At 62.6% G+C, this 12,981-nt stretch carries 16 protein-coding genes; 7 read left to right on the top strand and 9 right to left on the bottom strand.

The window, feature by feature from the left end:
• Positions 1 to 4 precede the first annotated feature (4 nt).
• The 4 genes from Q1B16_RS07410 to Q1B16_RS07395 are packed head-to-tail and all read right to left on the bottom strand — an operon-like array spanning position 5 to position 2,198.
• Complete coding sequence (locus tag Q1B16_RS07410) at positions 5 to 628, bottom strand: LysE family translocator (RefSeq protein WP_299786159.1); 624 nt, start codon at positions 626 to 628, stop codon at positions 5 to 7.
• Positions 629 to 631: 3 nt separating this feature from the next.
• Positions 632 to 1,003, bottom strand: coding sequence for a GFA family protein (locus tag Q1B16_RS07405; protein WP_299786157.1), 372 nt, complete (start codon positions 1,001 to 1,003; stop codon positions 632 to 634).
• Positions 1,000 to 1,626 (bottom strand): LysE family transporter, encoded by a 627-nt coding sequence (locus Q1B16_RS07400; RefSeq protein WP_299786155.1) that lies wholly within the window; start codon positions 1,624 to 1,626, stop codon positions 1,000 to 1,002. The genes Q1B16_RS07405 and Q1B16_RS07400 overlap by 4 nt, the downstream gene beginning before the upstream one ends.
• Entirely contained in the window at positions 1,626 to 2,198 is a 573-nt protein-coding gene (locus tag Q1B16_RS07395) for an XRE family transcriptional regulator (RefSeq protein WP_299786153.1), read from the bottom strand. Before Q1B16_RS07395 ends, Q1B16_RS07400 begins: the two co-directional genes overlap by 1 nt.
• Positions 2,199 to 2,294: 96 nt before the next feature.
• Between Q1B16_RS07395 and Q1B16_RS07390 the strand changes: the two genes are divergently transcribed.
• Complete coding sequence (locus Q1B16_RS07390; RefSeq protein WP_299786151.1) at positions 2,295 to 2,447, top strand: hypothetical protein; 153 nt, start codon at positions 2,295 to 2,297, stop codon at positions 2,445 to 2,447.
• 41 nt (positions 2,448 to 2,488) lie between these two features.
• Here Q1B16_RS07390 and Q1B16_RS07385 read toward each other — a convergent pair whose 3' ends face one another.
• Both Q1B16_RS07385 and Q1B16_RS07380 read right to left on the bottom strand, forming a co-directional pair.
• Entirely contained in the window at positions 2,489 to 2,944 is a 456-nt protein-coding gene (locus tag Q1B16_RS07385; protein ID WP_299786149.1) for a GAF domain-containing protein, read from the bottom strand.
• 57 nt (positions 2,945 to 3,001) lie between these two features.
• Positions 3,002 to 4,165 (bottom strand): acetyl-CoA C-acyltransferase, encoded by a 1,164-nt coding sequence (locus tag Q1B16_RS07380; protein WP_299786147.1) that lies wholly within the window; start codon positions 4,163 to 4,165, stop codon positions 3,002 to 3,004.
• A 93-nt stretch (positions 4,166 to 4,258) separates the two neighbouring features.
• Here Q1B16_RS07380 and Q1B16_RS07375 point away from each other — a divergent pair, with 93 nt between their 5' ends.
• The 3 genes from Q1B16_RS07375 (at position 4,259) to Q1B16_RS07365 (ending at position 6,906) form a co-directional block, all read left to right on the top strand.
• Positions 4,259 to 4,597: an STAS domain-containing protein gene (locus tag Q1B16_RS07375; RefSeq protein ID WP_299786145.1), complete on the top strand. Its 339-nt coding sequence runs from the start codon at positions 4,259 to 4,261 to the stop codon at positions 4,595 to 4,597.
• Positions 4,578 to 5,012: an ATP-binding protein gene (locus Q1B16_RS07370; protein ID WP_299786143.1), complete on the top strand. Its 435-nt coding sequence runs from the start codon at positions 4,578 to 4,580 to the stop codon at positions 5,010 to 5,012. The genes Q1B16_RS07375 and Q1B16_RS07370 overlap by 20 nt, the downstream gene beginning before the upstream one ends.
• A 316-nt stretch (positions 5,013 to 5,328) precedes the next feature.
• On the top strand, positions 5,329 to 6,906 hold the full coding sequence (locus Q1B16_RS07365; RefSeq protein WP_299786141.1) for a gamma-glutamyltransferase family protein: 1,578 nt from the start codon (positions 5,329 to 5,331) through the stop codon (positions 6,904 to 6,906).
• A 57-nt stretch (positions 6,907 to 6,963) separates the two neighbouring features.
• Here the strand turns inward: Q1B16_RS07365 and Q1B16_RS07360 are convergent, their stop codons facing one another.
• The 3 genes from Q1B16_RS07360 to Q1B16_RS07350 form a co-directional block, all read right to left on the bottom strand.
• Positions 6,964 to 8,334 (bottom strand): glutamate--cysteine ligase, encoded by a 1,371-nt coding sequence (locus Q1B16_RS07360; protein ID WP_299786139.1) that lies wholly within the window; start codon positions 8,332 to 8,334, stop codon positions 6,964 to 6,966.
• A gap of 63 nt (positions 8,335 to 8,397) precedes the next feature.
• Positions 8,398 to 8,928 (bottom strand): hypothetical protein, encoded by a 531-nt coding sequence (locus tag Q1B16_RS07355; RefSeq protein WP_299786137.1) that lies wholly within the window; start codon positions 8,926 to 8,928, stop codon positions 8,398 to 8,400.
• 64 nt (positions 8,929 to 8,992) lie between these two features.
• The gene (locus tag Q1B16_RS07350; protein WP_299786135.1) at positions 8,993 to 9,712 is read right to left on the bottom strand and encodes a 16S rRNA (uracil(1498)-N(3))-methyltransferase; all 720 of its coding nucleotides are present in this window, start codon (positions 9,710 to 9,712) and stop codon (positions 8,993 to 8,995) included.
• Positions 9,713 to 9,724: 12 nt separating this feature from the next.
• Between Q1B16_RS07350 and ubiA the strand changes: the two genes are divergently transcribed.
• Genes ubiA through Q1B16_RS07335 form a run of 3 tightly spaced genes read left to right on the top strand, consistent with a single transcriptional unit; the run spans position 9,725 to position 12,979 of the window.
• Positions 9,725 to 10,690 carry a 4-hydroxybenzoate octaprenyltransferase gene (gene ubiA / locus Q1B16_RS07345; RefSeq protein WP_299786134.1) on the top strand — a complete coding sequence of 322 codons (966 nt, stop codon included), beginning with the start codon at positions 9,725 to 9,727 and terminating at the stop codon, positions 10,688 to 10,690.
• Between the two features lie 59 nt (positions 10,691 to 10,749).
• Positions 10,750 to 12,666, top strand: a complete 1,917-nt coding sequence (locus Q1B16_RS07340) for an OmpA family protein (RefSeq protein ID WP_299786132.1) — start codon at positions 10,750 to 10,752, stop codon at positions 12,664 to 12,666.
• On the top strand, positions 12,653 to 12,979 hold the full coding sequence (locus tag Q1B16_RS07335) for a hypothetical protein (RefSeq protein WP_299786130.1): 327 nt from the start codon (positions 12,653 to 12,655) through the stop codon (positions 12,977 to 12,979). The genes Q1B16_RS07340 and Q1B16_RS07335 overlap by 14 nt, the downstream gene beginning before the upstream one ends.
• The last annotated feature ends 2 nt before the right edge of the window (positions 12,980 to 12,981 follow it).

Genomic DNA, 12,981 nt, shown 5'->3' with positions numbered 1-12,981 from the left:
CTCCTCAGTTCCAGGCAAGGCGCAGCGCAAGCCCGCCGAACACGATTGCAGACAGTTTGTTGATCCACCCCGACGCGCGCTGAATGCGGGCGGCCGCCAGTCCTGCAAAGCCCCCCAGCAGGCAATAGACAGCCAGTTCGCCCAGAGCGAGCAAAGCTCCGAGGATCAGGATTTGTTGCCACACCGGGCCAATGGCCGGATCGGCGAATTGCGGCAGGAAGGCCAGAACGAAGAGGCCCACCTTGGGATTCAGGATGTTGGTCAGGAACCCCCGGCGAAACGCGCGCCAGGTGTCGCTCCGTCCCTCGCGTCGGGTCGGGTCGGAGGTGTCGGTCCATGAATTATAGGCAAGCCAGAGCAGGTAGGCCGCGCCCGCATAGCGCAGCGCGTCATAGGCGATGGGATAGGTGATGAGCAGCACCGCCAACCCGGCGGCCGCGATCACCACGTGCCCCATGACGCCCAGCCCGATGCCACCAGCCGCCGCCACGCCGGATCGCGCGCCGCCGCGCATCCCGCTGGCCAGCGTGAACATCATGTCCGCGCCGGGGGTCAGGTAGAGCACAAGCGCTGCGCCCATGAAGGTGATGTAGGTCCAAAGCGGGATGTCGAGGGTGAGATCAAGCATCGGTCAGTCCTCGCGCTGCGGATCATTGGGGTTGATTGCGTAGTAATCGCCCTTGGTCCGAGTATGGATATGACCGCGCAGGGCCAGCCCGGTTGGCCCGTCGATGGACCCGGTGGAGAAGCAGATGAACGGATCATCCTCGTGGTCCCAGAACAGCGCCGATCCGCAGGGCGGGCAAAAGCCGCGCCGCGCTTTTTCGGAGGATTGATACCAGCGCACATCGCCCGTGATGTCCAACGCGCCGTCCTCGACATAAGACGACGCCCAGACATGCCCCGATTGCTTGCGGCATTGCGTGCAGTGACAGGCTGCGGGCGCTCCGGGTGTGCCGCGCGCTGTGTATGTGACCGCTCCGCACAGACAGCTCCCCTTCATGCGCGGCCTCCGTTCGGGATCGCCGTGCTGCCCAAGAGCAGGCCATAAACGAGAAACGACACAGCGAGCACGCGGCGTAAAACGGTGTTGGCAACCATGCCGAGTGCAGCCCGCCCCAACCCGGCACCCAGCGCGGTATAGGTGACATAGCTCGCCGCTGTGATGGTCAGCGCGGTCGGCACGATCACCCACATCTGTTGGGCGATGGGCACGTCCGGCATGACGAATTGTGAAAAGGCGGCAAGGTATCCGGCGACGCTTTTGGGATTGATCGTCGCGATGGCAAAGGCCCGCCCGAAGATCGAACCAGAGGACGGCGGCGCGTCGACCAAGGGGCGTGTCGCGTTGATCCAGGCGCGAACGCCGATCCAGATCAGGAACGCGGCCCCGACGATTTTCGCGATCAGAAACGCGGCTGGTGAGGCTGCGATAAGGGCGGTGATGCCCAGCGCCGAAAGACATAGGAACAGCGAGGCCTGCGTCAGGATGGCCGCGACACCCCAGAGCGACTTTGCAAATCCGTATGTCATGCCATTCTGGATGCAATTCACCGCATTCGGGCCGGGGGAGGTCACGAAAACGACCCAGAACAGCGCGAATATGGTCCAGCCTTCAAAAGTCATCAGTACACCGGCGGCGCGATGACCCAGATCGCCACGGCGGGGTCATCATAAGGGTTGATCCACTCGAACGGCTCGGACTTGATCCGGAAACTGTCGCCGGGGGTCAGGGTGAACCGGCGGTCGCTGATGATCAGGTCGAGCTTGCCGGACAGAATGTAGCCAAGTTCCTGGGTCGGACGTGTGATGACTTCACCCCGGCGGCTGTGAGGCTGGAAGGTCGAATGCACCACTTCGAAATCATCCGACAGGTCCGGAGACAACAACTCTTCGATAAGCCCGCCCTCTCCGGTCCCGATGGGCCGCCGCGCGCCTGCACGCACAACGTAGCCCGCCTCTTCAGCTGCAGCCTGAGGCGTGCCGAAAAGAAGCGACACAGGCACATCAAGCAATTTGGCGATGCGGCGCAGGTCGCTGATGGAGGGCTCTGACAGGTCGCGTTCAATCTGGCTGACCCAGCCGACCGACCGTCCCAAACGGTCTGCGATGTCCTGCAACGTCAATCCGCGCGTTTTGCGCAGGGCCCGAAGGTCCGTGCCGAGCGATGCGTTGTGAAGAACCGGATCGTGTTGCATGAGTCGCCGATGAAATTTGCTTTGCATATTTCATCGCAGACATCTGTGAAATTTCAAACAAAATTTTCACAGGGCGTTTCGATATTGCACGCGTAGATGACATGGAGGTTGTCCGGCGGAACCAAACGCGCCGCGCATTTGTTGAGAGGTCACAACAAAACGTCAGGATACCCCATGAACCGCATCATCTATATCGTCGGCCTCGTCGTCATCGTTATCGCCATTCTGTCCTTCATCGGCCTTGCGTGACACGACCAAATCCGGGCATGAGACCGCATGAGGACTGCGGCTCATGCCACCGGCGCAAACGTCTTTTTCAGAATTTCCGACAAAGCATCTGTATCCTCTTGCGTGAAAGCGTCCGGCTGATCGCTGTCGATATCGAACACGCCAAGAAGACGACCTGATCCATTCCAGACAGGAAGAACGAGTTCCGACCGCGTGCTCGATGCGCAGGCGATATGGCCGGGAAAAGCCTCGACATCCGGAACCAGTTGCACCTCACCCGTGCGCGCGGCGGCGCCGCAGACACCGCGTGAGAACGGGATCGTCAGACACCCATGACCGCCCTGATACGGCCCGATCTTCAGCAGATCGGGTCCGGCGACACGGTAAAAACCGGTCCAGTCAAAGCGGTCATCCGAATGATGCACCTCACAGGCAAGCGTCGCCATAAGCGATACGGTATCTGTCTCACCATCGGTGAGCGCCGCGATGGTTTTGGCAAGTGTCACGTAATCGGTCATGTCCGTCCCGTGGGGGCCAGCCCCCACACCCCCGAGGTGTTTGAAGCCCAAAGAAACCTAGAGCCGTTCGATGGCAATGGCCGTGCCCTCGCCGCCGCCGATGCAGATCGCCGCAACTCCGCGTTTCAACCCGCGCTTTTCCAGAGCATTGAGCAGGGTGACCATGATGCGCGCGCCCGAAGCACCGATCGGGTGCCCCAAAGCGCAGGCGCCGCCATTGACGTTCACGATATCGCGCGACAGGCCCATCTCGTGCATGAAGGCCATAGGCACCACGGCAAACGCTTCGTTCACTTCCCACAAATCGACGTCGTTCTTGCTCCAGCCGATCTGGTCGAGCAGTTTTTGCGCGGCCGGAACCGGGGCTGTCGTGAAGAGGCCCGGCGCTTGGGCATGGCTCGCGTGGCCGACGATGCGCGCACGCGCGCGATCTCCTGCGGCTTCTGTCGTGGTCAGAACCAGCGCCGCAGCGCCGTCCGAAATCGACGAGCTGTTGGCCGGGGTGACGGTGCCATCCTTGCGGAACGCGGGTTTGAGAGTGGGGATCTTGTCCGGCCTGGCATTTCCGGGCTGTTCATCCTCGCGCACCGTGACATCGCCCTTGCGGGTGGCGAACGTCACCGGAGTGATTTCACTCTCGAACGCGCCGGATTTCTGGGCGTCCAGGGCGTTGGAAAGTGACCGCAGAGCGTACTCATCCTGCGCTTCGCGGGTGAACTGGAACGCCTCGGCGCAATCTTCGGCGAAGGTGCCCATCAGGCGGCCTTTGTCATAGGCGTCTTCAAGACCGTCAAGAAACATATGGTCGATCACCTGCCCATGTCCGATCCGAGCGCCGCCGCGCATGTTCGGCAGCAGGTAGGGGGCGTTGGTCATCGATTCCATTCCACCCGCAACGATGGCTGTCGCCCGGCCCAGCGCAATGGCATCGTAGGCCATCATCGCCGCTTTCATGCCCGATCCGCACATCTTGTTGAGCGTGGTCGCGGGCACCTCTTCCCCCAGACCTGCGGCAAAACCGGCCTGGCGCGCCGGGGCCTGACCCTGACCCGCTGGCAAGACACAGCCCATCAGAACCTCATCGACCGCCTTTGGTTCGGCCTGTGCCACCGCCGCGCGGATCGCGGCCCCGCCAAGGTCAGATGCGCTGACTTCGGAAAACGCGCCCTGAAAGCCCCCCATCGCCGTGCGTGCGGCCCCTGTGATTACGACATCCGGCATTGCGGCCTCCCCTCATGGCGTTCGTGGGCCCTGCATACCGGATGGTAAGGATTGGCGTCTAGGGTGCCCGGCATATCAATTGTCCGAGGCCTTATGGAACTGATCGTCGACGCTTTGCCCACCGCCACAATCATCCACGTGAATGCCACGCGCATCGATGCGCCGGTCGCACTTCAATTCAAGGAAGGCATGCGCACGCTCACAGCGCGCACCGATGGCCGATTCATCCTCGACCTTGAACAGGTGGATTTTATCGATTCCAGCGGATTGGGTGCGGTCGTCGCATCGATGAAACAGTTGCGGCCGGGCCAGACGCTTGAACTTGCCGCGCTGCAACCGATTGTCGAAAAAGTGTTTCGCCTGACCCGGATGGACACGATCTTCAAAATCCACGACACGGCGGATCAAGGCGTTGTCAGCGGCGAAGGCTGACGCACCCTCTGTCGTGATTCTTGAGCTGTGTTTGCCCGCGCTCGATGTCGTCACGCCACGTATTCTGTCACGTGTCGACACCGCCGTGGCACGGGCCGGCCTTAAAGACCTGTGCGACGATGTGCAGATCGTGCTGGCAGAGGCGCTGAACAACATCGCCGAGCACGCCTATGGTCGTGTCGCTCTGGGCGCCGTGTCCGTCACCGTCGCGCGGCACGGGAACGATCTGTGCATCGACATCGCGGACTGGGGCCGTCCCATTATAGAACACGCGGTTCACGACGCAACCGGCCCCGCGCCTGAAGACCTGGCCGAAGGCGGGTACGGTCGATTTCTGATACAGGCGCTGTCGTCGGAGGCTCGCTACTCGCGGAGTGGCGGCAGAAACAACCTGTTCCTTCGACTCACCGCGTAGCGCGTCGGTCGCTTCTGCCATGATTCCGTCAATTTGCTTCCAATTGTCAAACAATTGGAATTAATAAAGTGATTCCAGACCCTTCTGATGCGGCTGCCGGAGACAATGTCCAACAATGGTCTCATTCAGTCCGAATTTTGGCCGCTGTTGACCGGCAAAACGTAAGGGTAGCTGCACAAAGCTTCACCTCGGCGTCGCGCCATTAACAGCCCCCACCCAGTGCGCGGCGTCGAGGTACTATCTCCCCAGCATATATCGTCGATTGACCTCTGTCCGTGCCTGTCTATTTTGGCCGCAAAAGAGGGGGACATGTCCTATGCGCGATTTTCAGATGCCGGGCCGCTCAGCGGTGATGGCAACCAATGGCATGTGTGCCACATCGCATCCACTGGCCGCTCAGGCCGCAATCGACATTCTGAAGCGTGGCGGCAACGCCGTCGATGCTGCGATTGCGGGGGCAGTCATTCTTGGACAGGCGGAACCGGCGATGACGGGCATCGGCGGGGATTGCTTCGCGCTGATCTCTCCTGCGGGCGGCGATGATGTAATCGCCGTCAACGGCTCCGGGCGCGCGCCCGCTGCGGCCAAGGCCGACGATCTGCGCAGCCGTGGCGAGACGACCGTGCCACTTTACGGGCCCGAGGCGGTGACGATCCCCGGTGCGATCGACGCCTTCTGCACCATGTCCGAACAATGGGGTCGGCTCGGTATTGCAGACAGTCTTGCGCCGGCTATCGAATACATGGAAAACGGGATCCCTGTTGCCGAACGCGTCGCCTGGGACTGGGAACAGAACGGCCACCTTCTTCAGAGCCACGCGCGAACGCATTTCCTGATGCAGGGATCGATCCCGAAACGGGGGCAGATGTTCCGCCTTCCAGGCAACGCGGAGGTTCTGCGACGTGTCGCCAGCCAGGGGCGCGACGGGTTCTACACCGGCGAGGTGGCCGAGGACATGCTCGCGACGCTGAACGCGCTGGGTGGCGTCCATACCGACGCCGATTTCGCGAAGACCCAATCCACCATCGGTTCGCCGGTCAGCGGAACCTACCAAGGGCGCGAATTGCTCGAGCATCCGCCAAACGGACAGGGTGCTGCGGCGATCCTGCTGCTCAACATCCTGTCGCATTTCGATCTGGCCTCTCTGGATCCGTTCGGTGCCGAACGCGCTCATATCGAGGCCGAGGCGACCAAGCTGGCCTACGATGCGCGCAATCGCTTCGTGGCCGATGCTGACCACATGACGAAGCTGGATCATCTGCTCTCGATGGATACGGCGCAGAAGCTGGCAACCTTGATTGACCCGAAACGCGCGATGGCGGGTCCGGCGGCGCTCAGCGAGGCGGTCCACAAGGACACGATCTACATCACCGTGGTCGACAAGGATCGCATGGTTGTCTCGTTGATCTATTCGATCTTCCACGGGTTCGGATCGGGGCTCGCGTCCGAGAAATTCGGCATCCTTTTCCAGAACCGCGGGGCGGGGTTCACTCTGCAAGAGGGCCACGCCAACGAATACGGCGGCGGCAAGCGGCCGATGCACACCATCATTCCGGGAATCATCCGGGATTCGGGACGTGTGACCATGCCCTTCGGCGTGATGGGCGGGCAGTACCAGTCCTGCGGTCACGCGCGCGCGATCACCAACATGACGGATTTCGGGCTCGATCCACAGGCGGCTCTCGATGCGCCGCGTTGTTTTGCCGAAAACGGAAAGCTGATGATGGAGCGCGGCTATTCGGACAAGGTTCGCGCCGAATTGACCGAGATGGGGCACGAGGTCGAGACACCGGAGACTGCCATCGGTGGCGCTCAGGCGATCCTGATCCATGAAGACGGTGTGCTCGAAGGCGCCTCGGATCCGCGCAAGGACGGCTGCGCCATCGGCTATTGATCGACGGTCCCCGGCTTTTCGAAAAGCCGGGGGAAACTCTTCGAAGAGTTTCCGCCCTCAGTAACTGTATTCTTCGTAAATCCGGCTGATATCGCCATTCCAATCGCCGTGGTAATGGTCGATCAACTCGTCGGCGAGCGTTTTTCCGGTCTCCACACTTTCCTTCAGCGCATTGAGGAAATGGGTCTCGTCCGGCACCAATCCGCCGGCACCGGGGCGCGCCCGGGCGACCAATCCGGCGTCGGAGATCTTCAGCGCCTCGCGTGCCAGATCGTGCATCTTGATCCCGTTCACCTCGGCCTGAAGCCCGTCGACCGACGCCGCGACGCGCAGCGCATCGCGGGTCTCTGCATCCCAACCCTTGACCAGATCCCACGCCGCATCCAGCGCCGACTGCTCATAGGTCAAGCCAACCCAGAACGCGGGCAGGGCGCAAAGGCGGCGCCACGGGCCGCCGTCCGCTCCGCGCATTTCGATGAATTTCTTGACCCGCGCTTCGGGAAAGATCGTGGTCAGGTGATCGGCCCAATCCGACAGCGTCGGTATTTCACCCGGCAGCGCCGGCAGTTCACCCTTCAGAAAGTCGCGAAAGGACTGACCCAGCGCATTGATATATGTCCCGTCGCGGTAGACGAAATACATCGGCACATCGAGCGCGTATTGCACCCACGCCTCGAACCCGAATCCGTCTTCGAACACGAAAGGCAGCATCCCCGTGCGCGCATCGTCCAGATGACGCCAGACGCGGCCGCGCCAGCTTTTGTGACCGTTCGGCTTGCCCTCGAAAAACGGGGATGTGGCGAACAGCGCGTTGGCCACCGGCTGCAACGCCAGCGCCACGCGCATCTTCTGCACCATGTCCGCCTCGGACGAGAAATCGAGATTGACCTGAACCGTGCAGGTGCGCCGCATCATGGTGGTGCCGGCGGTGCCGACCTTTTCCATGTAGCTGTCCATCAGCTTGTAGCGCCCCTTGGGCATCAGGGGCATGTCCTCGTGCCGCCAGATCGGCGCGGCCCCGAGACCGATGAACCCGACCCCGATCTTGTCGGCGATGTCTTTCACATCGCGTAGGTGGTCGTTCACCTCGTCACAGGTCTGGTGGATGGTCTCCAGAGGTGCGCCCGACAGTTCCAGTTGCCCGCCGGGTTCGAGCGAAATGTTCGCGCCGCCCTTTTCCAGCCCGATCAGGTACTGCCCTTCCATGACCGGCGACCAGCCATGCTTGTCCCGCAAGCCCTCGAGCACCGCGAGGATCGACCGTTCGCCCTCATAGGGCAGGGGCCGCAGCGTGTCCTTGCAGTAGCCGAATTTCTCGTGCTCGGTGCCGATCCGCCAATCGGCTTTGGGTTTGCAGCCGTCAGCAAGATACTGCGCCAGCTGGTCCTCGTGTTCGATGGGCCCGCCGCCGGACTGTGGAATGGACATGGCGCGTCTCCGGTCTGTCTGCTCGTCAATCGGGGTCAGCCTTGGGCTGATTTCTCCGGGCTGTCAATGCAGGCGCGCGATGCGGTTCGAGAGGTCGGGCCTGCGCCAGAGCACAATTGGTTTGGTGCCATCCTGTTTCAAGGTCGCGGCAACGAGACCGGGGCTGAGACCGGGCAAGCTGGCGAAAGCATCGAACAGCGTATCCGCCCCTTCGGCGTTGACCGGGATGTGGAGCGCCGGGCCACCGTCATGCGTGATCACCCAGTGGCGCGGATGTTCGGTCGGGTCGAGGCTCAGTGATGTAACCGCATCGAGATCGACGATCCCGCCGTTGAGCGGCCCGAAATACCCGATGCGCCGTTCCACGATCTGCACGACCCCAGGACCGCCGCCGCCGATGCGCGCGCGGCCCTTCTGCAGCCCGGCAAAGAACAGCGCGGCTCCGAGAAACAGCGCGAGGTATCCGACCCATGTCAGCAATCCTGGTGTGACGCCGATGCTCCAATAGAGGCCAAGCAGCAGGATCGCGGTCCCCACCAGCGCCTCGCGCCAGCGCCGGATTGCGGCACGTACCTCCGGTCGGATGAACGTCATCGCGCGGCTCCGGGCGCGGTCCATCCGTCGACGGATGGACGGTTTTCGGGCGACCGAAAACCCGTCATGCCCAGTCTCCCAACGTGGTTTGCCACAGTGTCAGCGCCGCCACCGCCGCCGTATCGGCGCGCAAGATCCGCGGCCCGAGGCTGATCGGTGTAGCGTAGTCCATCGCGCGCAGCCGCGTGCGTTCGTCATCCGAGAAGCCACCCTCCGGCCCGATCAGCACCGCCCACGGTCCGGGATCGTCGTGCAAACGCCCGGTCTCTCCCGCCAGCGCCTCGTCGCAATAGGCGATGCGGCGGTCCGGCTCCCATCGGTCCAGCAATCGGTCGAGCTTGGTCAGCTCCGCCACTTCGGGCACGAACACCCCGCCGCATTGTTCGGCGGCCTCGATCGCGTGCGCTTGCAGCCGGTCCTGCCGGATACGCTCGGAATTTGTGAAGGCAGTCTGCACAGGCACGATGCGCCGCACCCCCATCTCGACCGCTTTTTCCACGATGAAATCGGTCCGTGCTTTCTTGATCGGCGCAAAGAGCAACCAGAGATCGGGCGGCATCGACTGCGGTTTGGATTGCGCGCGACAAACCAGAACACCCCGCCGTTTTCCGGCCTCGACGACCTCGGACTGCCATTCCCCATCGGTGCCATTGAACAGCGCCACCGCGTCCCCGACGGTCATGCGCATCACGCCGAACAGGTAATGCGCCTGCTCCCGCGTCAGAGCGACCGGTTGTGCCGCCCCGAGCGGCTGATCTACATAAAGCCTGACTTTCGCATTCATGGAGCAACACATATGCCCGGCCCGCACACAACACCAGACCAGAGCGGTCAGGTCGCTGATGCCGTCACGGGCAACTGGGTCGACACCCGCGCACCGGGCTGGGCCCGTCCCTATCTACGGCTCAGCCGGGCCGATCGGCCGATCGGAACGTGGTTGCTCTATCTGCCTTGCGTCTGGGGGACGCTGCTGGCGATGTTCTACACCGGCGAAGCCCGGCTCTTCGATGCGTGGATCATCCTCGGCTGCGGTATCGGCGCCTTCCTGATGCGGGGGGCGGGCTGCACGTGGAACGACATCACCGACCGCGACATCGACGGGTCCGTCGCGCGCACCGCATCGCGCCCGATCCCCTCGGGACAGGTCAGCGCGAAACAGGCGCTGATCTGGGCGGTGGTGCAGTCGCTCCTGGCCTTCTGCATCCTAATCACCTTCCCGATTCAGGCGATCCTGCTGGGGATCATCGCGCTTGTCCCGGTGGCGATCTATCCCTTCGCCAAAAGGTTCACGTGGTGGCCGCAGATCTTTCTTGGCATCGCCTTCAACTGGGGCGCGCTTCTGGCCTGGACGGCCCATACCGGGCAACTGCAATGGCCTGCGGTTTGCCTCTACCTCGCCGGTATGGCCTGGACACTGTTTTACGACACGATCTACGCGCATCAGGACAAGGAAGATGATGCGCTGATAGGCGTAAAATCCACCGCGCGCCTGTTCGGGGATGACACGCCCCGATACCTTGCCTGGTTTCTCGTTCTCACCGTTGCGCTGATCGGCTTTGCCGTCATCCTCGCCGCACCACGGGGCGAGATCTTTGCCCTCGTGATCGCGCTTGGCGGGCCCTGGGCGATGGGCTGGCACATGATGTGGCAGATGCGGCGGCTCAAACTGGACGATAACGATACCCTGCTAACGCTCTTCCGCTCCAATCGGGACGCCGGGCTGATCCCTGTGCTGTTTTTCGCCATCGCGCTTTTCGCGTGATTGCACTCGGCGGCGCTGCGGCGTATCGCTTTGCAACCCGCAACTGACATGGATTGTTGATGCGACTCTCCTCTCTCTTCATTCTCTTTTCTGCCTTCGCGAGCGCCGCCATCCTGAGTCTGGGTGCGGCATGGGTCGCCGCCGGGGCGGTGGAGGAAAGCTCTGAACGCGCCGTGCGCACCGAACTTGACCGGGACGCGCTGACCTGGGCGGATGTGGACACCAACGGGTTGCAGGTGTTTTTGATCGGGACCGCCCCGACGGAGGCCGCGCGGTTTCAGGCGCTGAGCGCCGCCGGGCGCGTTGTCGATACGGCGCGGGTGATCGACCAGATCGACATCGTCGACACCGATGGTATCGCGCCGCCCCGATTCTCGATCGAATTGCTGCGCAACGATGCGGGCGTTTCGATGATCGGATTGCTTCCCGCCGATGTCGACCGTGAACGTCTGGTCGAGGACATTTCACGCGCGGTGCCGGATATCGAAGTCGCAGACCTTCTCGAGGTCGCCGATTACCCGATCCCCGATGGCTGGGAGGATGCACAGGATTACGCCGTATCGGTGCTTCGGGTGCTTGACCGGTCAAAGATCTCAATCGAGGCGGGCCGCGTTACCGTCAAAGGCGCCGTCGCCAACGAAGACACCCGTCGCCGGGTCGAGGCCGATCTTGCGCGCCGCGCGGGTGAAGACGTGCGCCTCGCGCTGGAAATCACCGCACCGCGCCCGGTCATCTCGCCCTTCACGCTGCGGTTCATCAAGGACGATGACGGCGCGCGTTTCGACGCCTGTGCGGCACCGACCGAAGAAGACCGCGCGGAAATCCTGACCGCGGCCGCGGCCGCCGGTCTGTCCGACAAGGCCGATTGCCGCCTCGGGTTGGGAACGCCGACCAACGAATGGGGCGCGGCGGCCGCAATGGGGATCAACGCGGTAGACGCGCTGGGCGGCGGCACGATCACGTTCTCGGACGCGGATGTCGCGTTGTTCGCGCTTGAAGGCACAGACCAATCGGTGTTCGACCGCGTGGTCGGAGAACTGGAGACCGGTCTGCCGGATGTTTTTGTTGTCAAGGCGACCCTGCCCAAACCGCCATCCGATGCGCCCGAAGGCATCCCCGAATTCACCGCCACCCGTAGCCCCGAGGGACAGGTGCAACTGCGCGGACGCATCGACAGCGAAATCGCGCGCCAGACAGCCGACAGCTTCGCCCGCGCCGCGTTCGGCTCTTCCACCGTCCGAATGACCGCACGGGTCGACGAAAACCTGCCGTCCAACTGGTCAAGCCGCGTTCTTGCCGGGCTCGAAGCCCTGTCGCGCCTGTCCAATGGCGCCGTGGTGGTGACGCCCGATGTGCTCACGATCACGGGCAACACTGGCAACCAGAACGCCAGCTCGGAAATCTCGGGCCTTCTCGCCGACAAGCTGGGCGAGTCCGAGGATTTTGAGATCGAAATCACCTACCAAGAGAAACTCGACCCGCTTCTGGGTATTCCCACCCCCGAGGAATGTGAGGCGCAGATCGTCGAAATCATCGGCGACCGCAAGATCACGTTTGAACCGGGATCGGCCACGCTCGACGCTGCGACCCGCGACATCATGGACGAGATCGCGGAACTGCTGCAACTCTGCGGCGACATCCCTCTCGTGATCGCCGGTCACACCGACAGCCAGGGCCGCGAAGTGATGAACCAGCAGCTCAGCCAGGAACGCGCGCAGGCGGTGGTCGACGCGCTGCGCCAGCGCCGCGTTCTCACCGCGAGCTACGAAGTCAGGGGCTACGGCGAAGAACAACCCATCGCCAGCAACGATACCGAAGAAGGTCGCGAGGCCAACCGCCGGATCGAATTCAAGCTGCGACGTCCTGAACCGATACCCGAGACAGAAACCACACTCGAAAGCATTGAAGAATCTGCGCCGACAGACGAAACATCACAGACCGACGGCGCAGAGGAACCCATCGATGAACAGAACTGAATTTGTCATCACCACGGCGATCATTCTTTTTGTGGCCTTTTGCCTTGGATGGTTCGCCAACTGGCTGGTGCACAGATTCACGCGGGTCAGCCAAGCCGACATGGATCAACTCGAGCGCATGAGCCAGGAACTCCACGAGGCCGAGGAAACCCGCGATCAGGCCATCACCTACCTCCAGCAGCGCGAGGCCGAACTGACCAATCAATTGGCCCAGACCGAGGCAGAGCTTGCCGCCGCGATGGAAGGTCTCCGCGATGCGCGTCACGAGGCCGAGGAAATGCGCGTCTATGTCGAACGGATGAATGCGAATTGACA

The organism is uncultured Marivita sp., assembly GCF_947488135.1.
Classification (GTDB): Bacteria; Pseudomonadota; Alphaproteobacteria; order Rhodobacterales; family Rhodobacteraceae; genus Marivita.
The sequence above is the reverse complement of the archived record's forward strand: the minus strand, read 5'-3'. Positions and strand labels throughout refer to the sequence as shown.